Annotated in this window: 24 protein-coding genes; 14 read left to right on the forward strand and 10 right to left on the reverse strand. The window is 61.5% G+C overall.

What is annotated here, in order from left to right:
- The first annotated feature begins 100 nt into the window (after positions 1-100).
- Complete coding sequence (locus Q0936_RS04480; protein WP_299140166.1) at positions 101-685, forward strand: hypothetical protein; 585 nt, start codon at positions 101-103, stop codon at positions 683-685.
- A 28-nt stretch (positions 686-713) separates the two neighbouring features.
- Here the strand turns inward: Q0936_RS04480 and Q0936_RS04485 are convergent, their stop codons facing one another.
- From Q0936_RS04485 to Q0936_RS04510, 6 genes are all read right to left on the reverse strand, one after another.
- Positions 714-1,142 (reverse strand): hypothetical protein, encoded by a 429-nt coding sequence (locus Q0936_RS04485; protein WP_299295504.1) that lies wholly within the window; start codon positions 1,140-1,142, stop codon positions 714-716.
- A gap of 127 nt (positions 1,143-1,269) precedes the next feature.
- The gene (locus Q0936_RS04490; RefSeq protein ID WP_299295506.1) at positions 1,270-2,277 is read right to left on the reverse strand and encodes a hypothetical protein; all 1,008 of its coding nucleotides are present in this window, start codon (positions 2,275-2,277) and stop codon (positions 1,270-1,272) included.
- An 81-nt stretch (positions 2,278-2,358) separates the two neighbouring features.
- Positions 2,359-2,622: a hypothetical protein gene (locus Q0936_RS04495; RefSeq protein WP_299295508.1), complete on the reverse strand. Its 264-nt coding sequence runs from the start codon at positions 2,620-2,622 to the stop codon at positions 2,359-2,361.
- Positions 2,619-3,374 carry a hypothetical protein gene (locus tag Q0936_RS04500; RefSeq protein ID WP_299295510.1) on the reverse strand — a complete coding sequence of 252 codons (756 nt, stop codon included), beginning with the start codon at positions 3,372-3,374 and terminating at the stop codon, positions 2,619-2,621. The genes Q0936_RS04495 and Q0936_RS04500 overlap by 4 nt, the downstream gene beginning before the upstream one ends.
- Positions 3,371-4,444, reverse strand: a complete 1,074-nt coding sequence (locus tag Q0936_RS04505) for a Rieske 2Fe-2S domain-containing protein (RefSeq protein WP_299140175.1) — start codon at positions 4,442-4,444, stop codon at positions 3,371-3,373. The genes Q0936_RS04500 and Q0936_RS04505 overlap by 4 nt, the downstream gene beginning before the upstream one ends.
- Positions 4,441-4,812 (reverse strand): hypothetical protein, encoded by a 372-nt coding sequence (locus tag Q0936_RS04510; protein ID WP_299295512.1) that lies wholly within the window; start codon positions 4,810-4,812, stop codon positions 4,441-4,443. The genes Q0936_RS04505 and Q0936_RS04510 overlap by 4 nt, the downstream gene beginning before the upstream one ends.
- Before the next feature lie 246 nt (positions 4,813-5,058).
- Here Q0936_RS04510 and Q0936_RS04515 point away from each other — a divergent pair, with 246 nt between their 5' ends.
- The 7 genes from Q0936_RS04515 to Q0936_RS04545 all read left to right on the forward strand — a co-directional run bounded on the left by Q0936_RS04515 (position 5,059) and on the right by Q0936_RS04545 (position 11,625).
- Positions 5,059-6,024, forward strand: a complete 966-nt coding sequence (locus tag Q0936_RS04515) for a glycine betaine ABC transporter substrate-binding protein (RefSeq protein ID WP_299140179.1) — start codon at positions 5,059-5,061, stop codon at positions 6,022-6,024.
- Between the two features lie 80 nt (positions 6,025-6,104).
- The gene (locus tag Q0936_RS04520) at positions 6,105-7,139 is read left to right on the forward strand and encodes an ABC transporter permease subunit (protein ID WP_299140182.1); all 1,035 of its coding nucleotides are present in this window, start codon (positions 6,105-6,107) and stop codon (positions 7,137-7,139) included.
- Between the two features lies 1 nt (position 7,140).
- Positions 7,141-8,181, forward strand: coding sequence for a betaine/proline/choline family ABC transporter ATP-binding protein (locus tag Q0936_RS04525; protein WP_299140185.1), 1,041 nt, complete (start codon positions 7,141-7,143; stop codon positions 8,179-8,181).
- Positions 8,182-8,513: 332 nt separating this feature from the next.
- Positions 8,514-8,669: a light-harvesting protein gene (locus tag Q0936_RS04530; RefSeq protein WP_299140188.1), complete on the forward strand. Its 156-nt coding sequence runs from the start codon at positions 8,514-8,516 to the stop codon at positions 8,667-8,669.
- Positions 8,670-8,681: 12 nt separating this feature from the next.
- A complete protein-coding gene (locus tag Q0936_RS04535; protein ID WP_299140191.1) occupies positions 8,682-9,029 on the forward strand; it encodes a light-harvesting protein in 348 nt (115 codons plus the stop codon).
- Between the two features lie 95 nt (positions 9,030-9,124).
- On the forward strand, positions 9,125-10,582 hold the full coding sequence (locus Q0936_RS04540) for a PucC family protein (protein ID WP_299295996.1): 1,458 nt from the start codon (positions 9,125-9,127) through the stop codon (positions 10,580-10,582).
- Entirely contained in the window at positions 10,579-11,625 is a 1,047-nt protein-coding gene (locus tag Q0936_RS04545) for a PucR family transcriptional regulator (protein ID WP_299295998.1), read from the forward strand. The genes Q0936_RS04540 and Q0936_RS04545 overlap by 4 nt, the downstream gene beginning before the upstream one ends.
- A 126-nt stretch (positions 11,626-11,751) precedes the next feature.
- On the opposite strand, the gene Q0936_RS04550 is transcribed toward Q0936_RS04545, so the two are convergent.
- Positions 11,752-15,405 carry a hypothetical protein gene (locus Q0936_RS04550; RefSeq protein ID WP_299296000.1) on the reverse strand — a complete coding sequence of 1,218 codons (3,654 nt, stop codon included), beginning with the start codon at positions 15,403-15,405 and terminating at the stop codon, positions 11,752-11,754.
- Between the two features lie 374 nt (positions 15,406-15,779).
- Here Q0936_RS04550 and Q0936_RS04555 point away from each other — a divergent pair, with 374 nt between their 5' ends.
- From Q0936_RS04555 to Q0936_RS04575, 5 genes are all read left to right on the forward strand, one after another.
- Positions 15,780-16,325, forward strand: coding sequence for a GNAT family N-acetyltransferase (locus Q0936_RS04555; RefSeq protein ID WP_299140200.1), 546 nt, complete (start codon positions 15,780-15,782; stop codon positions 16,323-16,325).
- Positions 16,326-16,336: 11 nt separating this feature from the next.
- Complete coding sequence (locus tag Q0936_RS04560; RefSeq protein ID WP_299296002.1) at positions 16,337-16,612, forward strand: hypothetical protein; 276 nt, start codon at positions 16,337-16,339, stop codon at positions 16,610-16,612.
- A 68-nt stretch (positions 16,613-16,680) separates the two neighbouring features.
- On the forward strand, positions 16,681-17,799 hold the full coding sequence (locus tag Q0936_RS04565) for a methionine adenosyltransferase domain-containing protein (RefSeq protein WP_299296004.1): 1,119 nt from the start codon (positions 16,681-16,683) through the stop codon (positions 17,797-17,799).
- Positions 17,800-17,865: 66 nt separating this feature from the next.
- On the forward strand, positions 17,866-19,521 hold the full coding sequence (metG, locus tag Q0936_RS04570) for a methionine--tRNA ligase (RefSeq protein ID WP_299296006.1): 1,656 nt from the start codon (positions 17,866-17,868) through the stop codon (positions 19,519-19,521).
- A 1-nt stretch (position 19,522) separates the two neighbouring features.
- Entirely contained in the window at positions 19,523-20,395 is an 873-nt protein-coding gene (locus Q0936_RS04575; RefSeq protein ID WP_299140207.1) for an ATPase, read from the forward strand.
- Between the two features lie 67 nt (positions 20,396-20,462).
- Here the strand turns inward: Q0936_RS04575 and Q0936_RS04580 are convergent, their stop codons facing one another.
- The 3 genes from Q0936_RS04580 to Q0936_RS04590 all read right to left on the reverse strand — a co-directional run bounded on the left by Q0936_RS04580 (position 20,463) and on the right by Q0936_RS04590 (position 22,680).
- Complete coding sequence (locus tag Q0936_RS04580; protein ID WP_299296008.1) at positions 20,463-22,019, reverse strand: endonuclease/exonuclease/phosphatase family protein; 1,557 nt, start codon at positions 22,017-22,019, stop codon at positions 20,463-20,465.
- Positions 22,020-22,132: 113 nt separating this feature from the next.
- Positions 22,133-22,267 carry a hypothetical protein gene (locus Q0936_RS04585; RefSeq protein ID WP_299296010.1) on the reverse strand — a complete coding sequence of 45 codons (135 nt, stop codon included), beginning with the start codon at positions 22,265-22,267 and terminating at the stop codon, positions 22,133-22,135.
- Between the two features lie 53 nt (positions 22,268-22,320).
- The gene (locus Q0936_RS04590; RefSeq protein WP_299296012.1) at positions 22,321-22,680 is read right to left on the reverse strand and encodes an aminotransferase class I/II-fold pyridoxal phosphate-dependent enzyme; all 360 of its coding nucleotides are present in this window, start codon (positions 22,678-22,680) and stop codon (positions 22,321-22,323) included.
- A gap of 91 nt (positions 22,681-22,771) precedes the next feature.
- On the opposite strand from Q0936_RS04590, the gene Q0936_RS20370 reads away from it, so the two are divergent.
- Positions 22,772-22,855: a hypothetical protein gene (locus Q0936_RS20370; protein WP_363323285.1), complete on the forward strand. Its 84-nt coding sequence runs from the start codon at positions 22,772-22,774 to the stop codon at positions 22,853-22,855.
- The last annotated feature ends 17 nt before the right edge of the window (positions 22,856-22,872 follow it).

Genomic DNA, 22,872 nt, shown 5'->3' on the forward strand with positions numbered 1-22,872 from the left:
AGAGCGGGAATAATGCTGTGCGCATACTCATCATATATGTTGCAATCTGCATATGCATCATGTATGAATCGTGCCAGTTATCGTCAAAAGGAGCCTGGAAATGGCCGATACGGAAACTCTGACCCCAGACACCGCCACGCCGTCACGCGGCAAACGCGCGGCCAAGCTGGAAAAACTGAAACAGGCGGACACCATCAACTTTGCCGTTGATCCTGCGGTACGCACGTATCTCGCGCAGACAGCCAAGGCCGAGGGCCTCGACCTGTCGCACCTGATGCAGAAAATCGTCGAAGGTTATGTGATCGACACCGCGCCTGCGGATCTGGCCCTGTCCAAACGACTGGCGGCCAAGCGCACTGTGATCGACACGGTGCAGGCGACGGCCACGAAACTGGATGCCGATGGCGCCTTCGACGCGGATTTCATCCTGAAGGTCGTGAACACGGCGGCGGCGGATGCTGCGTTTACCACAGCCTACGAGACTGCGACCGCAGCGGACGGCGAGAGCGAGAAGGCCGTCGCACGGGCGCGCCGCGTGCGCACCGCGCTGAACCAACAGCTGGGGCGCGTGATCAAACGCACAGTGGGTGCCAAAAGTGTACGCAAGGAAACGGGCGGTATTGCACGTGGAACGGCCACGGATGCGTTGATCGCGACCTATACATTGCTGGCCAAACCCGCCTGAGTCAAACCAAACGGCGTGGCGGCTGCGATTACGCGGTCGCCATGGCTGGCATGTCGTCGTTCACCTCGGGAAAGGCCTGAACGGTGTAGTCGACCATTTCGATCTTGGGAAACAGCGCGCCGGTTTCCTGAAACAGGACATAGCGGACTTGGCTTGTGCGCATGCAGACGCCTGCGTGGTCAAAGTGGTCCCATTCCACCCAGACATTTGAGTATCCCCGGATCGTCATGCCTTCGGCGACGATGCGTGGCGTGATCCGATCAACGCCATTCGCTTTGCAGGCCTGATGGTACAATGCCAGGCCTTCGGACAATGTGCCTGTGCTGCCAAAAACGACCAACCCATGATCCGAGTAATAGGGCATGGGGTAGACAAAATGTTCGGCCACCTGAACCAGATGTCCCGCACAAAAGGCGTGCGCAAGCCGCTCCAGAAACTGTTGGTGGGAGGCGGACATGACGTCCCTCCGTATCATGTTGAAAAAGGTATTTGCCTTACGGGTCACATAAGGACGGGATAGGACGGCGTCACGGGGCGGGGCCATGGTGGCGCGCGCATACCCGCTATGTTCCGCAGCGTCAGTTTCAGCGCATCCAGAAACCGTTGGATTTGATCCGGTTGCGGATCGCCTGTTCACGCCGAGGCATGTCGTTTTGGTCGAACAAGGCACGCACCTTTTCGCCGCGCCCCTGGAACACCATCCGCTTGATCGGGTCGTAGCCCTTGAGCACCTTCTTGATCTTGTTGGGGGCTGCAATCTCTTCGAGGGTGTCGATCACGGCCTCGCTTTCGCGCGCATAGAGCAGGGGCAGCAGGCGGTAGTGACAGCTCACGGGCCCATCCAGATGGTCGTGCACCGCGCTGTCTCGCCCACCGCCAAGCGCATGGATCACCAAGGGCAGGGCCACCTGATCAAGCCAGGGGTCCAGCGACTGACAGACCAGTGCGGCGGGTGGCGTGTCGCGGATCGCAAGCGCATAGTCCAGGAACTTGGTTCCGAATACATGCGGGCAAGTGCCGAAAAAGAAGCCCGCGTTGAAATAGAGATACCGCTGCCAATATTCGTCTGGCTCGGACATATCGAGGCTGCTGTCAAAATCCAGACCAAAGGCGTCATAGAGCGACTGCCAGATTTCACCGTAGCCGGGGCCATAGAGTTCGATCTGTGGCCAGGTGCCTTCGCGGCGCAGCGACGCGCTGGGATAATCGAAATCAAAGGGCACCGACATCAGGTCCCCGGTGATCAGGGTGTCACTGTCGAAAAACACAAAAGGCGTGTCCTTGGGCAGGGCGGTCAGCATTTCGATCTTGTTGCCGTAGGGATAGGCCTCGCCGAAATGAACGCTGTCAAAGGGGACAACTTCTGCGTCCATCGCGGCCAGCGCGTCGCGCACATCCTCCGTCATCCGCGGGTCCTTGGTCCACAGCGGGCCGGGCTGCGGCTCTGCAATCAATACACGGCCAGCGAAATTCGGGCTCTTGGCGCGCAAGGACGCCACAAACAGCATAGCCTCATAGCCCAGCCGACCGGATTGCCCGACAAGGGCCACGTTGAACGCGGGTGTGGGGGGTGCTTTGGTTGTGCGTGCCATATGCCTGTCGCCCGTGCTGGGTCTGTTTGAGTTACGCAAACTATAGAACGGTTCGACCGCGCGCAAAAGACCTGCTTGCGGTCACTCTGGCGGCGGGTTGAGCAGATCGTACAGCTTTTGCAGTGCGGTCAGCACCAGAAACGCGCCCACGGCCCAGATCAGCAATTCAAACGGGGCCAGATCGGTGCCGCGCACCCATTGGCCCACCAACCCGCCCTGCGGGCGCAGTGCTTCGATCCCGAAAAGGCCATCGCGCGACCACAGACGGAAATCCCAGAACCGCGAGACATAGAACAGTGCAGCCGTCACAGCGCCCGCGATGATCAGCCAGATGACACGTTTCATTCCGTCACCTCGATTGTGTCCACGTCGATTTCCCAGACCAGCAGGTCGCCGCGTTTGGTGATCTCGCCCTCGGCGGTGATGAATTGCGCCACATAGTCATAGGCGTCACGGGGCAGGCGGGTGCCATCCGGGCCCGTCACCAGCAGGAACTCGGATCCCAAAACGGGCTGCGACGACACAAAGATCGGCGGTACGTCCCCCAAGAGGCAAAGGTTTGCGCAGGCCTTGTGGGCCAACCCGCGACCGGGGCGCATCGCACCTGCAAGGCATTTGCCGTCGCATATCTCGCCCGTCAGTTGCCACCGCCCTTGCGGTTCGATGGGGATGGCCGGGGCGTCGCCTTCGGCTGCGCGCAAACCGTTCCGGCCGCCGCGCAACTGCATCATGTAGAGATCACCGCGTTCCAGCACGATTCCGGAGACTTGCGCCAGTTGGCCGTTCAGCGGCATGGCGCGGCTGTCCACGCCGGATTTCCCGCCTGCCGTCATCATAAAACTGTCGCCGGGTTTGATCCGGTCATTGCCCTCGGTCACGTGGATCACCGGATAGGGTGTCATCTCGACCACGCCCGTCACGGTCTGACGGCCATAGTCGAACCGGAACGCGCCCGGACCGGGATCATCCTGCGCGGCGCCCATCAGGTAACCCGCCGTGCCAAGGCCCGCGATCACCAGCATACACGCCGCCAGCAGAAAGACCCGCAAAGGGCCCGGCGCAGGCAGGTATCCGACGAAAAAGGGTTTCTCGCTCATGCCGGTGTTCCTTCTTCGGGCAGGGGGTCCGCGGGGGCAGGGACAGGCACGGGATCGACATAGGTGCCGGGCGGGTTCGCGTCGGGGTGGACTTCGACCATGTCTTCGACAATGCGCAAACGGTATGTCGGCACCATTTCGGTGAAGGGCGCAGGCGACCGACCCGACCGTACATCATACTGAAACCCGTGCCAGGGGCAGGTGACCAGACAGTCGATGATCTTGCCCTCGCCCAGCGGCCCGTTCTGGTGCGCGCAGGCGTTCGAGATGGCGCTCAGTTGCCCCTCCATCAGGTACACGGCGACACGTTCGCCATTGGCCAGCTTTGCGATCTTGGCAAATCCTTCGCGGAAATCGCCGACCCGCGCCACTTCGGCCCAGGCACCGTCCTTGGCCGCGGCCTCCGACCGTTCCGACAGCCACGCAGCCACATGCAGCACGATCACCGCCGCCGCACCTGCCATGAACAGCAGTGTGAACAGGTGGTTCTGCTGATCCTGCAGGATGCCCAGACTGATATGCGCGGCCACTGAAAAATAGGCTGCATAAATCAGATAGTGCAGCCGCTTCCACACCGGTGGGGTCAGGAACTTGAGCCAGAAATCGTGGCTGGTCGCCGCAAGGATCAGCAAGCAGACCAGTGCAAAAATGCCAAAGAGTTCAAAGGGGAAACCGGCAATCTGGCCAAAGCTCGAATTGGCATAGAGCAGGCCCACATATTTGTCAGAGCTGGAAAAATTGAAGTACCAGTTCAGGATATAGCCCGCATGGGTGATCGCCACAAAGGCGGTCATCACCCCAAAATGCCGACGGTTGTAAAGCAGCGGCAAGAACCGCCGGTCCAGCCGCGCGGCGGGGCCGATGCACAGGATCACGGTCAGCATCATGAACGCACAGGCCCCAAAGGCGCGCGCATTGTGGATCTGCGGGTTGATCGCGCGTTCGTGGTTCAGCACGTCGGGCGTCACATAGAGAAACACCCACAAGAACGCGGCAACGCCTGCAAGCATCACGGCGTCATAGATCCACTTGTTCCGGTTCCACTGGACGGGCGTGTATTTGACGCTCATTGCGTGACCCCTTCACTGAGTTGCACAGGCGCCACGTCACCGGGCCAGGTCTGGCGGATGCTGAGGCCGGAGAACACGATCACGACGATGCCGAGGCTCATCAGGCACACAGCCGCGCCGTAGTAGGCGCGCACCGGGCGGTAACGTGCGGCCCAGGCGGCGCGTTCTGTCTCGATCTGCCACCAGCGCCACAGCACAATCGGCCAGATCAGCAGTACCGCCGGGATCAGCAGGGGGCGGAATACGTAGGCACCGCGCGCGTCTTCGTCGATGCGGTCAATGCCAATCGTCAGGAAAATCAGGGCCACGATGGCGCCGATGATCCCCCATGTCTGCATCCCCATCACCAGGGCCTGTGCAACGTCCATGTTGAACCTTTCATGCGTCGTCGTCGTTCCAAGTTGCTGGACCCTAACAAGCCCAGAGGCCCGGACCCAAGGGCAAATTGTTCAATTCGCTCGCTTGGGCAAAATTGTGATCTGCCATTGGGCAGGTTGATCAAAAAATGCGGCCTGCGGGTCTGTGGGGGAAATTGGACTGTTATGTCGCTCCGGTTTGGGGCTATCACTTTGGCCATCTTCTGCGACACTGACGCAAGAACAGGGAGAACCAAGATGAAGAAACTCGCATTTGCCGCCACCCTTATGATGGGCACCAGCGCGGCGTCCATCGCTGCCGCCGACTGTGGCGCGGTGTCGATCACCGAAATGGATTGGGCCTCGGCCGCCGTGGTCACCAACGTCGCCAAGTTCCTGCTGGAACAGGGCTATGGCTGTAACGTGACTGTGGTGCCAACCACCACCGTGCCCGCCATGGCGTCGGTGGCCGAAACCGGCGAACCCGACATCCTGACCGAGCTGTGGACCAGCTATACCGAGGTCTACGAAGAGCTGCGCGACGAGGGCAAACTGGTTGAAATGTCCAAGGTGCTGTCCGATGGCGGTGTCGAAGCATGGTGGATCCCCGACTACCTCGCGGCGGCCCATCCCGAGCTGAAAACGCTGGACGGCATCAAGGCCAACCCCGAACTGGTCGGTGGCCGGTTCCACGACTGCCCGTCGGGCTGGGGCTGTGACATCACCAACCACAACAACTTCAAGGCCGCAGGTCTGGCCGATGCCGGCGTCGAACGCTTCCAGCACGGCTCGGGCGAGACACTGGCTACTGCCATCGCCGCCGCCTACGAGGCCAAAGAACCATGGTTCGGCTACTACTGGGCCCCCACATCCGTTCTGGGCAAATACCCGATGGTGCAGGTGGAAATGCCCGCCTATGACGCCGACAAGCACACCTGCAACGGTCTTGAGGACTGCGGCACACCCGCTCTGTCGTCCTATCCGGTGTCCAACGTGGTGACCGCTGCGACGCAGACCTTTGTTGACCGCGAACCTGATGCGGCGGCGCTGATGCAGAACCTGACCTTTACCAACGCCCAGATGGGCGAGGTGCTGGCCTGGCAGGAAGCCAATGAGGCCTCGAACGAAGAGGCGGCTGTCTACTTCCTGACCACCTACAACGATGTGTGGGGTGCGTGGCTGAACGACGACGCGCGCGGCAAGCTGGCGGCGCTGCTCAAGTAAAACGACCTTCCGCGCCGGGGCAGGGGCCTTGGCGCGGATCGCCTCTTTAGGCACCACATCCAACACATCCGGGGACGACAATGGCACAGTATGACGGCCTTTTTGACGGTTTGGGCCTGCGCGACTGGTGCGACGCGGACAAGCAAGACGCGCCCATGTCCATGGCGCAATTGCTGGCCCAGAGTGGCGCGAGCGACAGCACCGAAGAGGGCGGCGGTCTGCCGTTCCCGTCGCTTGACGCGCTGCACGAAAGCTGCGCCGCCGTGCCCCAGACCCGCGACCTGACCGCTGGCATCGAGGCGGGTTTTCTCGCCATCCGCGCCGAGCTGAAATTTGTCCTCGACCCGATCACGCAACCGCTGAGCTGGATGTTGGACGGGGCGCTTTGGGTGTTCGAAAGCGCGCCGTGGTGGGTCATGATCCCGGCGTTGCTTGCGTTGACCTATTGGGTCAGCCGCTCGCGGCCCGTGACGGGTTTCGTGGCACTGGTGCTGTTGTTCTTTGGTCTGATCGACCACTACGAAGTTGCGATGCAGACGCTGGCAATCGTGTTCGTCTGCACCGGTCTCTCGGTTGTTCTGGGGGTGCCCATTGGCATCGGGATGTCGAAATCCGACACCGCACAGCGCACCATTGTACCAATCCTTGACCTGCTTCAGACCTTGCCGACATTTGTCTACCTGATCCCGCTGATCTTCCTGTTTTCCGTCACGGAATCAAAGCTTTATGGCATCGCCATCATCCTCTACGCCATCGTACCGGTGATCCGCCTGACTGATCTGGGCATCCGCCTTGTGGACAAGGACGTGATCGAGGCGGCAAACGCCTTTGGCCTAACCGCGTGGCAGAAACTGGCGCGGGTCGAGTTGCCGCTGGCGCTGCCCAACATCATGGCGGGCGTGAACCAGACCATCATGATGAGCCTCGCCATGGTCGTGATCGCCTCTCTGGTGTCTGCACCGGGGTTGGGCGTGCTGGTCCTGCGCGGCATCCGCAATCTGGAACTGGGCGTGGGCATTGTCGCGGGCCTCGGTATTGTGCTGCTCGCCGTGATCCTCGACCGGGTGTCCAAGGCCGCACTGGCCCGTGTCGACACGCAACGCAAGGACGCCTGACATGACAGCCAAAGTATCCATTCGCGGACTCTACAAGATCTTTGGGCCGAATGACGCGGCGATGGTGGACCACGTCCGGGGCGGCATGGACAAACCCACGCTGCTTGAGCGTCACAGCCACGTGCTGGGTCTGCAGGACATCAATGTCGACATGCAGCCGGGCGAAATCACCGTGATCATGGGCCTGTCCGGGTCCGGCAAATCGACGCTGATCCGCCACCTCAACCGCCTGATCGAACCCTCGGCGGGCGAGATCTTGGTCGACGGCGGCGACGTGATGAAGCTGGGCCAAAGCGCCCTGCGCGACCTGCGGCAAAAGAAGATGTCGATGGTGTTCCAGAAATTCGCGTTGCTGCCACACAAATCGGTGCTGGAAAACGCGCAACTGCCGCTCAGCGTGCAGGGGGCGGATGCGGCGACCTGTGACGCGGAGGGTCGCAAATGGTTGGCCCGCGTTGGCCTCGAAGGGTTCGAGGATCGCTATCCCGCACAACTGTCCGGGGGCATGCAGCAACGGGTGGGCATCGCCCGCGCGCTGACCGCAAACACCGACATCATGCTGATGGATGAGGCGTTCTCGGCCCTTGATCCGCTGATCCGCACGGACATGCAGAACCTCTTGCTGGAGCTGCAAAAAGAGCTGTCCAAGACCATCATCTTTATCACGCATGACCTGGACGAAGCGTTGAAACTTGCCGACCACTTGGTGATCCTCAAGGATGGCGCGGTGGTGCAACAGGGCGAGCCGCAGGGCATCCTGCTCAACCCGTCCGATCCTTACATCGAAGACTTTGTCAGTGACATCAACCGCGCGCGGGTGCTTCGGGTGCGGTCGGTCATGCAGCCGCTGACCGGCACGAGCTTTGCCAACGATGTTAGCCCGTCCAGCACGCTTGAAGATCTGATTGCGCAATCTGGCGGGGACACCGAACAGGTCTACCGCGTCGTCGAAAATGGCACGGCGGTGGGGCAGTTGGAAATGACCGATCTGGTCAAGGCATTGGTGCCGCGCGTGTCCGAAGGGCGCACCGCCGCACGCTAGGCTTTGATTCGCCTGATTTCAGTACCTTGGAGAAGGCGCGCGTGCTTGGGCTGGCCCTGCGCGCCTTTTTGGCGCGTGCGCGCATTGGTCCGGAATGTCCGTTACAGCGTTGAATTATATTGCGCCTTTTCTCACGGCTGCCGGGGTATTTGTGTCCTGAGTGATTTAAGTGTCAGTAAAAATAGACACTTTTCACTGTCAATAATGTGTGACATATTGCTCCCATGGTCCGAGTGTGCGTGTCGCGACCAGGAGCTGCGCGGCAGCACCACGTCTCTATTTCTGGGGCCGTCGTCGCACTTCAATCGAAGCAGACTTGGAGGAACATTTATATGTCCGACGATCCCGATAAGGTTTGGCCAACTGGTCTCAACCTTCACGAAGCCGAAGAGGTGCACAGCTATCTGATTGATGGCACGCGCGTCTTTGGTGCCATTGCCCTGATCGCACACATGCTGGTCGCGGCGTCCACGCCCTGGCTCGGCTAAAGGAGGAACACCATGAACAACGCAAAAATGTGGCTTGTTGTGCCACCAGCGGTTGGCGTTCCCGTCTTTCTCGGCGCCGTCGCCGTTGGATCGTTCGCGGTCCACGTCGCTGTCCTGAGCAATACATCCTGGGTTGCTGACTTCCTGTCCGGTGTTGAGCTGGGAACAGGGGATGCACAGGCTGCAGCCGAAATGCTCAAGCAGGACAATGTCGCCAAGGCGTCATATGTGCTGCCGCATGCAGACGGCGGCCAGCAGGTGCTTGTGATCATGCCGGATGGCACGACGCAATCGGCTGTGTTGCAGCCATCGACGACCGTTCACGCCAGTGCGGTGCTGCCGCGCGTAGTCGAACAGTGACGCGAGGTCCCTCGTCATGATCGGCGAGGGACCCGCACAAGATCGCGTGCCCGCAACCCGGTGCCGCGATCCAGAATTTCCACGGCGGGGGAGCCATGTTTGACTATCGCACATTTGCCTTGCGCAAACTGGTCTCGATAGCGCCGCGCTACCTGCCTTTTGCGGATGTGGCGACCGACGATGTGCCGCTGTCGCGCCTGCTGCGCCTGTCTCTGTTTCAGATCACTGTGGGTATGGCTGTTGTGCTGCTGGTCGGCACGCTGAACCGCGTGATGATCGTTGAGCTGAACGTGCCGGCCAGCCTCGTGGCGCTGATGCTGGCACTGCCGCTGCTGTTTGCGCCCCTGCGCATGCTGGTGGGCTACAAATCCGACACCCATGTCTCTGCCCTCGGCCTGCGCCGTGTGCCCTATATCTGGAAAGGCACGCTGTATCAGTTCGGCGGCTTTGCGATCATGCCCTTTGCGCTGTTGGTGCTGTCGGGCTACGGCGAGGCGGTCGATGCCCCGCGCTGGATGGGCCTGTCTTCGGCGGCTCTCGCCTTCCTTCTGGTTGGGGCGGGTGTGCATATGGTGCAGACCGTGGGCCTTGCGCTTGCCACCGACCTTGTGCGCGAAGAGGATCAACCCAAGGTCGTGGGCCTGATGTATGTCATGTTGCTGGTCGGGATGGTGGTCAGTGCGCTCGTCTTTGGAGCGCTCTTGGCCGATTACACGCCCGGCCGCCTGATACAGGTGATCCAGGGCGCGGCGGTTGTCACCGTGACGCTGAACCTGGCTGCTCTCTGGAAACAAGAGGCCCGCAGCCGCGCACGCGCACAACAGATGCAGATCACACCCCGTGTACCGTTCGAAACCGCCTGCCGCGCCTTTGTGCGGCAACCGGGCAAGATGCGCCTGCTGGCAGTGATTGCGCTGGGCACCTTCGGGTTCGGGGCTGCCGACGTGTTGCTGGAACCCTACGGGGGACAGGCGCTTGGCTTTACCGTGGCCGAAACGACGAAACTGACGGCCCTGCTGGCCGGAGGGACGCTCATCGGCTTTGGCATAGCATCGCGCGTTTTGGGCAAGGGCGGTCAACCGGCGCGGCTAGGCCTGATTGGTGCGCTGATCGGTATTCCGGGCTTTGCGGGGATCATCCTGTCTTCGATGGGGGGCGGTGCGCTGATGTTCCTGCTGGGCACCATCGCAACCGGTCTGGGGGCGGGGCTCTTTGGTCACGCGACACTGACGGCGACCATCCGGTCTGCGGCATCCGACCAAATCGGACTGGCGCTTGGCACATGGGGCGCGGTTCAGGCGACCTCTGCAGGCATCGGCGTGGCGCTGGCCGGGGTGGTGCGTGACATCATCGTCGCCCTGCCGGACCAAGGCGCAATGCCCGCGCATGTGCCCTACAATGCAGTTTTCCTCATCGAAATGGTTTTCCTCGCGCTTGCGTGCGCTATCCTTGTCCCACTGGTGCGCAAAAACCGTCGGGGCCATGTCCCGATACCTGACACAACACAGCGGCCCGCGACGGGCCTGCCAAACAATCCGGCGGAGGCATCATGACCCAAGTCATCACGCGATATTTCGAGAACGCGTCACAGGCTTTTGTCGTCAAGCGATCTCTTGAAATCGAACGCTTTCCACGCAGCGACCTTGAGGTGCTGACCGACGCGGACACGGCAGGTGACGCGCTGACCGCGGCACAGGTTGATCCGGCCACCGTCAGTGCCTATGCCAAAAAGCTGGCAGACGGCGGTGCCGTTCTGGTGGCGCGCGCCACCTACAAACCGCTTGGGGCTGCACAGCTGACCCGCGACATGACCGCTCAGATGGGCGCCGCCGACATGGGCGATCTGGTCGAAGAGGTGTCGGTCAAAACCGCACCGGGCCGCAGCCTGTCCGTCTTCAGCGATCATCCCCACTACCTGACCCGCCGTCTGGGACAGATGGGGGACACGGTGCACATGGCCGATTGGCCGATTCCCCTGATCAGCCGTCGCAAGCCCGTTGATGCCTTTGCCTTCCCGCGTCACGCGCGGATGGCGGACTTCCCGATGGGTCTGATCAGCCGCCGCAAACCAAAGGACAAATTCGCCTTTCCCCGCCATGCCCGCATGGCGCGCTTCCCGATCCCGCTGCTGAGCAAGCGCAAACCCTGGGATGCCTTTGCCTTTCCACGTCACGCCCGGATGGCAAATTTCCCGATCTCGCTGATCAGCCGTCGCAAGCCGTTTACCGGCACCGTGATTGGCCGCCACACCCGCATGGCCAACTGGCCCTTTCCGCATCTCATCAACGGCAAACCCGGCACCAACGCGCTGGTCCCCAACGGCGCACGCATGGCGAACTTTCCGATTTCGCTCATCAGTCGTCGCACCCCAAAGGACAAGTTTGCCTTTCCCCGTCACGCGCGGATGGCCAACTTTCCAATTGGTCTGACCAGTCGGCGCAAGCCATTCACCGGCTCGATGATCTCGCGGCACGGCCGCATGGCCGATCTGTTCCTGCCGCTGGTCATCAAACACGGCGCGGCCAAACAAGCCGAGCAAGGGCAGGGCTTTTCGCTGTCTCGTCTCTTGGGCATGCCCACGATCCTACGGCGCTGACGCGGGGGGCGCAGGCCTCGACCCAAAATTGCAAACATCTCTTCACCAGTGGATTTCAATGATCCACTGGTGAACATTTGGCAAAGAACGCTGATCAGCACCGCCCAATATGTGCGGCGTGGGCCACTAGGCCATCTGTTTCAGACGCTCATCCAGATCATGGATGTCCGTATAGAGTTGCGTGATTTCGCGGGCAAAGCTGATGTCGCGCACACGTCCCAAACTTTCTCGCGCCTCGTCGAGCTTGTTCACCATTTCGGTTTGGTGGTCGTCGACGTTCCTGGGCTTTTCCACCAGACAAGACACGTATTTGCACTTGGCCCGCAAGTATTGCGCCACGCCCAGTGACGGCAGGAAATCCAACTGACCGGCAAGCAGCTCTGCCCGTTCCAAATGCGCGCACACTTTGTCCAGTATGGGCTTCAGAGTGCGCCGCGCTGTACCGGCTTCCCCCAGCACCTGAATTTTCTCAAGCGTCTGCGCAATCAGGATCTGCAACACCTCCAGCTCAATCGCATGGCTCGCATTACCCTGACGGCACAATTCCAGCGCCTCTTCGGCATAGGACAACGCGCTGTCTTTCCAGCGCGCGGCCTGATCGGCATCCGTGTGCTTGGTCACTCGGCTGTAGGTGTACATCGACCGGTCGATAAACGCGCAAACCTGATCGGCACCGCCATAGTGCCGCAACCGGGCAATGTTGATATCAATCAGGCTGCAAATTGCGCTGTCCACCGCGTCGCGCAGCGCGGGATTGTCCTCGGGGACGGCATAGTCTTGCGACCGGATGAGGAACCGGATGTAGCGTCGCGCAGTGCGCCCGCTGAAAATGACGGACGTCTTGCTCGAGGCGGGTTTTGCGATCGCTTCTTCGGCGGCGACAAGGCACGAATAGATCTCGTGGGCCTTGGCAATCTCGGGCCTGCTGCGATCAAATCCCTGATCCGTAGCCAGCAAGGACAGCACTTCGGCCTCTCTGGCCTTCAGGCGCATCCACGCCTTGCACCGACGGAACCCCGCAAGGCTGAGCGCGGCCAGCGCCTTCGGGTCGCCCGCCACCGCCTCATAGTCATCGTAGTGCGCCTCCAGCCACGACCGCAGCATAGCCAGCGTGCCATAGTGTGTCTGGTCAACCGTCTCATCGCAAAAGGTCCCGGCGGCCCGGATGCCACCAGTTTGAATACGGCTGTCGAGGATCGAGCAATAGATGCGTACGCCGCGGCCCAACAGCTTGCGACGCAAAGGCAGCGCATCTGGATCATCCGCAGGTGCATAGTGATCCAGCAGCAGCTCAAACTGTCCGCGCGCCCAGTCGATGATCGCAGGGCGCTGGCTGTGATAGCTGGCCAGCGCAATGGTTGTGAGCAATTCAATGATCTCGGTCGGGGTGAAACTCGCGCGGATTTGGTCCGGGATCTTGTCAGCAGGCAGGGTGCTGACCACATCCCAAATCTCATCCACCGACCCGCCATAGCGCCGCCCCAGCGGCAACCACGTCAGCAAATAAAGGCGCAGCCGGATCAGGTCAAAATCATAGAGCATGGACAGCTCGTGATCGTGATCAATCTCGCGGCGCAGAATTTGCAGCAACGCATATCGCAGCGCCGTCTGTGGCTGGAACACCTGCGTGTTGGTCGAAAAGACGATGTCTTCGGAAATGCTCAGCAACCGGGGCAGTTTCGGGGACAGACCCGTGCCTTGCACCAGATCGGCAATCGGCGCGTCCGCCGCAAAATCAGGCTGCCCGTCAAATGCCTGCGGCGGGATGCTGGCCAGCAGTGCTTCGTGGCACTGCATGTCGCGGCGCATCAGCCGGATGTTGCGGGGTTCGGCGATTGTGCTGGTGTGCAGGCGCCGGGTGCGCGCCCGCCAACGTACAAAATTCGCCAACTGCCTGCGCGCATCGCGCAACAAATCCGCGTGGACCGTCAGACGGTGCGGATCTTCCCCGCCCCTTTCGGCCCGGTACATGGCGTCGGTGATCCGGGACGCAATCGCGATGTCGACTTCCCAAACGCGGTCATCGGCCTTGTGCTCTTCGCCGATGTCGTATTCGCGCGGGTCATAATTCGTGCACGGCTCGTACTTCACGAAAAACCGGATGGCGAGGTCCTTGAGCGCTTCAAAGGTCGCGATGCGTGTGTCCCACGTGGGTGCATCCTTTGCGTAGTTCTCGCGCGACCACTGGTCGAAAATACGTTCCAATGACGCGCGGCGCACACCATCATCGGACGCGGCCACCACAAAGAACATGCCAAGGACCTTGCGCGCTTTCAATTCGTTCAACAGGATCGAAATCAGCTCGTCCTCGGCCCCTTCGGTCTTCTCCTCTCGGATCAACGCACAGAAACGCCCCAGCGCCTCAACGACCAACGTTTGCACCTCCGGGCGGTTGGCGCAGAGCTGATATGTCGCCGCAGCCAACAACAGGATGTCGCCGGGAATCTTCTTGGCCATGTTGTCTCGGAACACGCTCTTCCAAGGTTCCTTGGTACGGTCGACGGTCCGCTCGTCCTCGAAATAGCGGAGGATTTCTTTGAAATCCGGATGCTCCATGCTCTCGATGAAGAACCGAGGCATGTTTCGGGGGATCTTCACCTTAGCGACGTCGGGCAAGGCCGACAGAACAACCCGCGACAAGGGGTTGGACTTGATCAGCAGCTCGATCAAATTCGCCCTTGGGGCATCCCGCAGCACGATCCGGTTCTGGTCAGGGGCAAAGTCCTGCCAGTCTGTGAAGATGAACACAGCCGGGTGGCCGCGGGTGCCTTCGGCATCATGTGCATGCAGGTCGCGGATTTCGTTCAGGATGTCAGAGACGTTGTCCAACGCAACCCGTTGTGGAAAATCCGCCTGAGCCTGATCCAGATGCGCGGCCGCTGACATGGACGGGTCTGCAAGACGGCGCAGGAACGCCAGTGTCCGCATCAGCAAATCCCGATAGGAAAACCGCTGCGCGTTCAGCATGAGGACAGGCAACCGCTCAATGTGTCCGTCATCGTTCAGGTTCAGACGGGCCGTGCCGTTGAATTTCGGATCCAGCCGCCGCAGAAAGCTGACCAGAACCGCCGTTTTGCCAGCGTGCGGTGGGCCAGTCAGAATGGCGATGCGCTTCGGTCTTACCATGTCGGACAGTTTGCCAAACAGGGTCTCCGCGCCCAGTTTGGTGATGTCGCGGGAATTGGGCAGGTTGGTGACCGCGTCTTCGGACAGGTATTGCACAATGCCTTCGGGCAGGTCGTTCAGATCCTCCAGAACAGGCTCCGGCGGCGGCAATTGCAAAGGCTGCACCGCGCGCGATGTGCCCTCCGGTGCTGTGTAAGAACCGGCGAGACCGAGCTGCGCGACAAGATGATAGTAAGCGGTTTCGGTATCGACCTGCGCAGCCGGGTCGGTCAGCGCGGCCTGTATCTTGTTTACCACGTCGGTCACTGGCTGCCTGGCAAGTGGCGCGTTGGGCCGGACCAGACGCGCTGCGGTGGCCTTGATCAGGTTTTGCACGCCAGTCTGCACACTTGCCTGATCGTAGTTGGCGGGTTTCGAACTGGTGACCTCGCTCAGGATTGCGGCGGCGAATTCCTGCAAATCCGTGTTGCGTTTACCACCAAGAAAGCACCTGGCGAACTCAACAGGCTTGAGCACCTTGTCGGACGTATGGCGCCACAGCAACATGATGGCCCACATCATGTTTCGCTGGCCAAAGTGGGTATTGTGGTGCGCGCGGGTTTCTGTTTCGAACGGCCAGTCGTTGTGCCATGGCTCGGTGCAGAGCTCGTCCATGTCTCGCTGCGCAGTGTGAAGGGTTTCGAGCGCGATGGCCGCGTCTGATGCGTTGAACCACCGCTCGTGATTTGCGGGGCGCCCTCTTCTTCGGGCCGATTCAGGGTGTTGTTGGTCCGTCACTGCGCCTCCTCGTCCCGATTCTCTGTGGATCGGTTGGGAGCCGTTATACAGACGCGAAAGATTCGCAGGAATTAATTTCACTTTTATGACGGTTTTCTAGGTATTTTCGCGACCCGAAAATGCGCCGGAAAATACAGGCAAAATGGCACTGATTTAATCAGGAATAAAAACCTGGATTAAAGTCACTTTCTGACGGTTCTAAGTGCAAAATCAGCGGCTTACCAAGTTCCTCACCGAACAGGAGGAACCAAATGACCACATTTTCCACACTCACAACACGGGCGCGCATGCGCCCCAAGATCGCGGAGGCATACGCATCCGTGTTGCAAGAGCTCTGCAAAACCGAAGCCGCGGAGAACCTGTACAACACCACGGCCCAGGACCTGATCGACGCGAACGCATGGATTCACGCGGTTCTGGACAGCAACGGTCAGCTCGTCAGCGCCTGCACAACCGCCTCGCGCGGTGAGGGCAACGCATTTGATCTGTGCGGTGTCGTCACCGATCCGCGCTTTGTGCGCAAGGGTCTGGCCACACGCGCCATCGAAGAGGCGGTGCAATCCGTCCGCGACCGTGGCGGGGAGTGGGTGTTTCTGGTGGTCCGTGTCTGGCACGGCGTTGTCAGCCCCGGCCCCGACAGGCTCTACCGTGGGCTCGGATGGCACCCCACCGGCCATTTCTGTTTCAGCACCATCACCGACGCGCAAAAGTGCCGCCACCTCACGGCGGACTACAACGGCGGCTACGTCTCGCTCGAATACGTGCGCGAACTGCCCGCCGAGCGGGAGGCCGCATGATGGAAAGTACAGTGATGGAATACGAAAATCTGGCGCTGCTGGCCGGGGCGACCATTACCCTGGCCAGCATCCCGCAGATTTGGACCAACCTCACTGATCCCGAGGCTGCGAAGAAACAGAGCATCAGCAGGAACGCCCTGATGGTCGCGGGCAATGCCGCCTGGACGTTTTACGGCGTGCAAAACGGCCTGACCGCGGTCCCGCTGTTCTGCAGCATCAACTGCCTGCTGATCGGTGTCCTGCTTTGCCAGCAACTGTCGCGCAAGTTCAGCCCGCCTCGAGGCTGAGAACGGCGCGGGGCCGCGTGCGTGGCCCCGCCCATCCCAAAATCCAACCTACACACAGGAAATATCCAATGTTCACTCCAATCCAACTGAATACCATCGCCACCGCCGAACATGTTGGCGCTGGCCACCCGGACAAGGCCTGCGACAAGATTTCGGATGCTGTCCACGACGCGATCTATATCGAAGGCGCACGTCAGGGCCACCCGCCGCACACATGCCGCGCCGCCATCGAGGTCTTTGCCAAGGCGGGTCTCGTCGTGGTGTCGGGCGAGGCCCGCGCGCCCGCCGGTGTCCTCGAAGCGATTGACGTGCCCGCCATCGTTCGCCGTGTCCGTGCCGAACTGGGCTACGCCACGCGCGTCGATCTGGTCATCATGAACCATATCCAGCCGCAGGCGAGCGAAATTGCCGCGATCACCGGTGATGACGGGGCAGGGGATCAAGGCATCATGGTCGCCATGGCCTGTCGCGACACCGCCGAAATGATGCCGGTGGAATACGCGGCTGCGCGCAACCTGATCCAGGCACTGGATGCAGCCCGCGCCGATGGGACGCTGCCCTACATCCGCCGCGATACCAAATCGCAGGTCTCGGTGGCGCCTGACGGTCGCATCACCAGCGTGATCGTGTCGGCACAGCACGACCCGAACATCGCGCTGGATCAGCTGCGTCAGGACATCTTTGACAAGGTCGTCGTGCCGGTTCTGGGCGATGTGCCGCGCGAGATTGCCAAGATCAACCACAAGGGCAGCTTTGTCGAAGGCGGCACAGACGCCGACGCCGGGCTGACCGGGCGCAAGATCGTGGTGGACGCCTTTGGGCCATACTGGTCCGTAGGGGGCGGCGCGTTTTCGGGCAAAGACCCGTCCAAGGTTGACCGGTCCGGTGCCTACATGGCGCGGGCGCTGGCACGCACGGTTCTGGAAAACGGCTTTGCCGACGGCCAGACCTGCCAGGTGGCGCTTGCCTACGGCATTGGCCAGGTCCAACCAGAGGCCGTGATGGCGGTGGTTGATGGGCGCCACGACGTCTCCGACTGGATCGCGTCACAGTTCCCCGACTTGTCGCCCCGCGCCATTCAGGACCGTCTGGGCCTGTGGGAACGTGACGGCTGGACCTACGAGCAAACCGCGAGCTTTGGCCACTTCGGCCGCGCGGGCCTGCCTTGGGAAAAATCGCTTCTCTGACACCTTTTGCCAGCTCTGCCCGCACGCGGTGGGGCTGGCGACCTCAGCACATCCAAAGGACATCCAATGACACAGAACACCCCCACCCGCGTGGTGCAAACCATCGCTCTGGCCTATGCCAACGGCGACCTGCATGTCGGGCACCTGGTCGAGGCAATCTTTGCCGACTGCCACGCCCGTCACCGCCGCGCCCGCGGCGACGATGTCGTCTTTCTCGGGGCCGATGATTGCCACGGCACGCCGATCGAGATCAAAGCCGCAGCCCAGAACCAGACCCCACAAGAACTGATCGCCGACATCGGCGCGCGCCACCGCGCGGACTATGCCGCCTTCGACATTTCCTTGGACCACTATCACAGCACCGACAGCCCCGAAAACGAGGCCCTGTGCGCCGAAGTCTACCGCCACATGCAGGAGGCGGGCCTGATCGACCGCCGCAATGTCGCGCAACTCTTCGACCCGGACGCAGGCCGTTTTCTCAGTGATCGGCACGTCAAAGGGGGCTGCCCGAAATGCGGGGCGCTGGACCAGTATGGCGACAATTGCGAGGCTTGCGGCGCGACCTATCAGGCGACCGAACTGGCGCATCCCGTTTCAACGCTGACGGGCGCGACACCTGTCATTGCCGACTCCGAGCACCTGTTTTTTCGCGTCAGCGCGCTGGAACCCATCGTGCGTGCATGGGCGCAATCGGGGACGTTGCAGTCCGGTGTGTTGGCCAAAATCAGCGACTGGTTCGATGATGGTCTGCGCGACTGGGACATCTCGCGTGACGCGCCGTATTTCGGCTTTCCGATCCCGGACGAGCCGGGAAAGTTCTTCTACGTCTGGCTCGATGCACCGCTCGGCTACATCGCGTCGCTGATCGCCTATCTGAACGCCACTGGCAGCAGCCGGACGTGGCGCGATGATTGGGGCGAGGGGTCGGACACCGAAATCATCCACCACATTGGCAAGGACATCATCTCGTTTCACGCCGTGTTCTGGCCCGCCTTGCTGACGGCCGGCAAATGCCGGTTGCCCAGCCGCGTGCAAGCGCACGGCTTCCTGACGGTTGAGGGCGCCAAGATGAGCAAATCGCGCGGCACCTTCTTGCTGGCCAGCGATCTGGCGGCACATGTGGACAGCGACGCGGTGCGCTATGCGCTCTTGTCGCGCTTGGGCGATTTCACCACCGATATCGACTTTTCCGCCCGCGACGTGGTGGATCGGGTCAATGCCGAACTGGTGGGCAAGATCGCCAACATCCCCGTGCGGTTGCGCGGTCTGGTGCAGGACCCGGAGGCGGTGCACCTGTCTGACACCCTGCTGGACCCCGCACTCTGGGCCGAGTGCGCCGCACTTGCCGACGATGCGGTTGCGCAATTCCACGCCTTTGAACCGGGGCAGGCCATCCGCCGGATCGTCGACATCGCAACCCGCACCAACGGCTTTATCCAGTCGCATGCGCCGTGGGCGCAAACCGATCTGGTGGCGCGCAATGCGGTCACCACGCAGGCGCTATGCCAGTTCCGCCTGATCGCCGCCCTGTTGCAGCCCGTTTCGCCACGCTTCGCGCAACGCTGCCTTGCGGTCTTTGGGACCGAGGCCGTCGCTTGGGCTGACCTGAGCACGCCAGTGCTGGGCACAACTGCGGCCCTGCCCACACACCTGATGGACCGGCTCGACGCGGGCGGGATCGCCGCCCTGTTCAACCAACCCGCCACACCAAAGGAGGCCTGACATGAAAATGAGCACAGCCCAGGAGTTTCGCAGCCTGGAGATCAAGAACATCGCCCTCATCGGCATGAGCGGCGTGGGCAAGACGCACCTGTCCAACATGTTGCGCGCCACGGGTGACTGGTTCCATTACTCGGTCGATTACCGCATCGGATCGGCCTATCTGGCGTCCCACATCGACGATGACCTGCGCCGCGCTGCGATGGAACTGGCACCGTTCCCGAACCTGTTGCGGGCGGATGCGGTCACGATCAAGGCAAAGTTCGGGATCGACAACCTGGATGCCATGTCGGCCTATCTGGGTCAGATCGGCGACCCGGCCAAGGGCGGCATGGATCGCTGCGCCTTTCTGGCGCGGCAGGCGGTCCACAAACGTGCCGAAACGGCTGCGATGCAGGACATCCGCGCCTTTCAGGACCGCGCGCGCGGCATCCTGAACTACAACCACTTCGTCTGTGACACGTCCGGCAGCCTGTGCAGCGTGGTCGATCCCAACGACCGCAACGATCCGATCCTGCAAAAGCTCGCCCGCGATCACGTCCTGCTCTACATCGAAGGCGACGATGCCGCCCGCCAGGAACTGATCGACCGTTTCTGTGAACGGCCCAAGCCGATCTACTACTCCGATGCGTTCTTTGAGGCGGCTGAAAACGTCTATCTCGAAACGCAGGGGGCGGATGCCGATTGGCGCGATGTCGATCCAAACGGCTTTGCGATCTGGGCCTTTCGTCGGCTGATCGAATTTCGCCTGCCGATCTATCGCCAGATTGCCAAAAACTGGGGCTACACGATACCTGCACGCGATCTGGTGGGCATCAACACTGCCGAGGATTTTGTGGGCCTGATCGGCGAGGTTGTCGCACAGGGCAACGCTTGAGCGCGCGGGGCGATGCGGCGACGGGCTCTTACATGCAGGTCGCCGCAAAACACCGGGGCAGGGGCCGCTACCAATCCATGCGGAATGCGGCCCATTTCACCTTGTGATCCGACAACTGAGAACTGCGCCAACGCGTATAGAGGTTGCGGTTGCGATCCTCGCTCTGCGTCAGGGTCGTGGCCCGCGCCAGATCCGTCTGGAACAGCGGCATATCCTCGCGCCGCATCACGTGATCAAACGGATTGAACGTGCCCGTCTGACCAAAGACCAACCGTTTAGCCGCGTCGTTCTGGACGAAAATCTGATCATAAACCTTGTCGGTGAACACCGAGCTTGGCGCAGACCGCAACGCCGCATCGGTATAGAACCCGGCCTCTTCGACCGCAGCAATCACGGGGCCGTCCGGCGTTTCGGCATTGATGTCGCCAACCAACAGCGCGGGAATGCCACCAAAGGACCGCTTTGCATGATTGCCAAGGTTCTGCGCTATCACCTCAAGCTCTGAAATGCGGTCCGCGCGGGCATCAGGGCGCCCAAAGACGATATGGGTGTTGGCCACCAGTACTTTGCGGCCATTCACGGAAAACGCGGCAACAAACGGTGGGCGGGCCGGCTGCCCTGTCTCTGTGTGGCGCAGGTCAGAGGACGCCAGCACCATGTTGGACGAGACAGGGTCCACCTGTACCTTACTGGAGTCATAGAGAAACCCCAGCCGCTCCCGATTGCCTTGGGGGCCGGGCGATTCCAGCCCGTATTCCGCCCGCCATGCCGGACCGAGATAGCGCAGAATACGGTCCAACCCGTCTTGCGACTGCAATTCCTGAAAGGCGACCACGTCAAAATGCGAGATGATCTGCGCCATGTGGACATAAGAGATGTCCAACCGATTGGCGCGCCCCAGCCACCGCATGTTCCACGTCGCAAAAAGCAGCGTGTCGTCCATCCGGCGCAGATCCGGGATTTCGTTCTGCAACCCTGCGGCCAGCCGGTCAAATGCGGCGCGGTCGCGGTCATGAACGGATGTTGCACCGGTGTCCAGCGCGTCGGGAAAGGGGATGCCCACCTGTGCAAACCGCGCCTCCAATGGCCGCGCGCCGCAGGTTCCGCGCCCCGGTGCGCTCCAGGTTCCGGGCCAACTGATCAACGCGGCATCATAGCAGACCAGCGCCGGACGTTCCGCCCGCTGCCAGGGCGCGCGCCAATACCGTTCGGCATAGCTGGCCTTGCAATCGGCTGGAACCGCGTCCGTGACCGGCTGGACCTTTTCCGCCTCGCCGCACGCCACCACAAGCGTGCCCAGCCCCGCAGGTCCCGCCCAATAGGACAGGGCGGCGATCCCGCCCAGCCCCAGGCTCACAACCACAGCCCGCACGGGCGAGGTGTCCGCGTGTTTCAGCGTCCGTGGCAACAACGACACGATGGTGGTCACCACCCCGTCGTCCGCCCTGTCTGCGTCGATGACCCCCACCAGCACCAGCAGCGCCAAAATTCCCGTGCCCACAGCGGCCAACGCATATGCGGCCCGCTGCCCAACCTCTGCCGTCACCGCGACAGAATAGGCCACCACGACAATGCACAGCGTTATGGCACAGACCAAAAGAACCCGGCCGATCTTCAGTCTCACTGCGCACTCTCCCCTGCATCCCCGTGGCGCACACCACACGCTCACAGGGCAGCGCAGGAACAGGCGGCAGGTCAAGCAAAACCTGCGTCCACTACGGTCAAATAGGCGCCGCGTCAGCCGCCCTTGTTGCGCAGGATATGCGCCTCCAGCGCGGCCAACCCTTCGTCCAGCCCGCAGCGGCCGAAGCCCAGACGGAACCGATCATCCGGTGTCTCTTGCAGGTCGGACCGGTAATTCGTGCTGGGCAAAAGCAGCGCACCACTGTCCTCGACCAGCGACTTACAGAACGCCCCGGCCCCACTTAGCGCGGAAAAGCCACGAACGACCCATCCGGGCGTCGCCAGTCGAACAGGTCGGGATGCCGGGCAAAGAACGCCTCCCACTTGGGCAGGGTCTGGTCCACGATGCCGCAATTGCGCTGCAACAGCCGGTCGCAGTTCTGCAACGTGATCATCGTCAGTTGCTCGCTTGGGCCGGAATGGCAGATGGAGAGGGAATGCTTCATCCGTTCCATTTTCGACAGGATGTCGGCATCCTGACAGGCGATCCACCCAACCCGCACCCCCGGCAGACCATAGGACTTGGACATCACGTTCAACCACAGCCCGCGCTCGTACACATCCGCAACAAAGGGCAGATGGCGCGCACCCGTTGGCCCCAACCCGTTGAAAATCTCGTCGTGCAGGATGTAGATGCCATAGGTCCGTCAAATCCTGAGCGGCGCAGCGTCCGGTCGCACCTCAGACACACAGATCACTCTGGCCGATCTGACGGGCATCGCGGCGCGAGACATCGCAATCGCAAATGTGGTGCTGGCCGCCCATTACGCGGGCTAGGCCAGCACGCCCCAAAC

The organism is uncultured Tateyamaria sp. (assembly GCF_947488715.1).
Lineage (GTDB): Bacteria > Pseudomonadota > Alphaproteobacteria > Rhodobacterales > Rhodobacteraceae > Tateyamaria.

Coding starts and splice junctions, on each gene's coding strand:
- Q0936_RS04520 (WP_299140182.1), top strand. CDS start 6,105: ATGGCACAGTATGACGGCCTTTTTGACGGTTTGGGCCTGCGCGACTGG.
- Q0936_RS04480 (WP_299140166.1), top strand. CDS start 101: ATGGCCGATACGGAAACTCTGACCCCAGACACCGCCACGCCGTCACGC.
- Q0936_RS04515 (WP_299140179.1), top strand. CDS start 5,059: ATGAAGAAACTCGCATTTGCCGCCACCCTTATGATGGGCACCAGCGCG.
- Q0936_RS04575 (WP_299140207.1), top strand. CDS start 19,523: ATGAAAATGAGCACAGCCCAGGAGTTTCGCAGCCTGGAGATCAAGAAC.
- Q0936_RS04565 (WP_299296004.1), top strand. CDS start 16,681: ATGTTCACTCCAATCCAACTGAATACCATCGCCACCGCCGAACATGTT.
- Q0936_RS04540 (WP_299295996.1), top strand. CDS start 9,125: ATGTTTGACTATCGCACATTTGCCTTGCGCAAACTGGTCTCGATAGCG.
- Q0936_RS04510 (WP_299295512.1), bottom strand. CDS start 4,812: ATGGACGTTGCACAGGCCCTGGTGATGGGGATGCAGACATGGGGGATC.
- Q0936_RS04485 (WP_299295504.1), bottom strand. CDS start 1,142: ATGTCCGCCTCCCACCAACAGTTTCTGGAGCGGCTTGCGCACGCCTTT.
- Q0936_RS04530 (WP_299140188.1), top strand. CDS start 8,514: ATGTCCGACGATCCCGATAAGGTTTGGCCAACTGGTCTCAACCTTCAC.
- Q0936_RS04495 (WP_299295508.1), bottom strand. CDS start 2,622: ATGAAACGTGTCATCTGGCTGATCATCGCGGGCGCTGTGACGGCTGCA.
- Q0936_RS04550 (WP_299296000.1), bottom strand. CDS start 15,405: ATGGACGAGCTCTGCACCGAGCCATGGCACAACGACTGGCCGTTCGAA.
- Q0936_RS04555 (WP_299140200.1), top strand. CDS start 15,780: ATGACCACATTTTCCACACTCACAACACGGGCGCGCATGCGCCCCAAG.
- metG (WP_299296006.1), top strand. CDS start 17,866: ATGACACAGAACACCCCCACCCGCGTGGTGCAAACCATCGCTCTGGCC.
- Q0936_RS04525 (WP_299140185.1), top strand. CDS start 7,141: ATGACAGCCAAAGTATCCATTCGCGGACTCTACAAGATCTTTGGGCCG.
- Q0936_RS04500 (WP_299295510.1), bottom strand. CDS start 3,374: ATGAGCGAGAAACCCTTTTTCGTCGGATACCTGCCTGCGCCGGGCCCT.
- Q0936_RS04490 (WP_299295506.1), bottom strand. CDS start 2,277: ATGGCACGCACAACCAAAGCACCCCCCACACCCGCGTTCAACGTGGCC.
- Q0936_RS04545 (WP_299295998.1), top strand. CDS start 10,579: ATGACCCAAGTCATCACGCGATATTTCGAGAACGCGTCACAGGCTTTT.
- Q0936_RS04535 (WP_299140191.1), top strand. CDS start 8,682: ATGAACAACGCAAAAATGTGGCTTGTTGTGCCACCAGCGGTTGGCGTT.
- Q0936_RS04505 (WP_299140175.1), bottom strand. CDS start 4,444: ATGAGCGTCAAATACACGCCCGTCCAGTGGAACCGGAACAAGTGGATC.